Annotated in this window: 4 tRNA genes; all 4 read right to left on the bottom strand. The window is 46.9% G+C overall.

From position 1 onward, the window contains the following. Positions 1-57 precede the first annotated feature (57 nt). Positions 58-134, bottom strand: a tRNA-Pro gene (locus tag CWB75_RS16035). A 19-nt stretch (positions 135-153) separates the two neighbouring features. After that, a tRNA-His gene (locus tag CWB75_RS16030) sits at positions 154-229 on the bottom strand. Between the two features lie 24 nt (positions 230-253). Next, positions 254-330 (bottom strand) — tRNA-Arg (locus CWB75_RS16025). Positions 331-385: 55 nt separating this feature from the next. Beyond that, positions 386-462 (bottom strand) — tRNA-Pro (locus tag CWB75_RS16020). Positions 463-486: the final 24 nt, after the last annotated feature.

Here is a 486-nt window from a genome sequence, read left to right as displayed (position 1 = left end):
ATAAAGCAGATTTGTTTAATATTATATACTTAGGATTTAAGACCACTTATAAGAAAGTGGTCGGCGATGCAGGATTTGAACCTGCGACCCCTTGGACCCAAACCAAGTGCGCTACCAAACTGCGCTAATCGCCGATATTCTTTTTTTGCAAATTGGGGTGACTGATGGGGCTCGAACCCACGACAACCGGAATCACAATCCGGGGCTCTACCAACTGAGCTACAATCACCACGGCATTACAGTGTTTTCAAAATGGCGCACCCAGAAGGATTCGAACCTTCGACCGACGCCTTAGAAGGGCGTTGCTCTATCCAGCTGAGCTATGGGCGCATCGAAAACTTCATAGTTCACTAGTAAGTTAGATTGTTATGAGTAAACATAAAAATGGTCGGCGATGCAGGATTTGAACCTGCGACCCCTTGGACCCAAACCAAGTGCGCTACCAAACTGCGCTAATCGCCGATACTTACTATTGTCAGCCAGAGC

Source organism: Pseudoalteromonas sp. S1608 (genome assembly GCF_005887265.1).
Classification (GTDB): domain Bacteria; phylum Pseudomonadota; class Gammaproteobacteria; order Enterobacterales; family Alteromonadaceae; genus Pseudoalteromonas; species Pseudoalteromonas undina.
The sequence above is the reverse complement of the archived record's forward strand: the minus strand, read 5'-3'. Positions and strand labels throughout refer to the sequence as shown.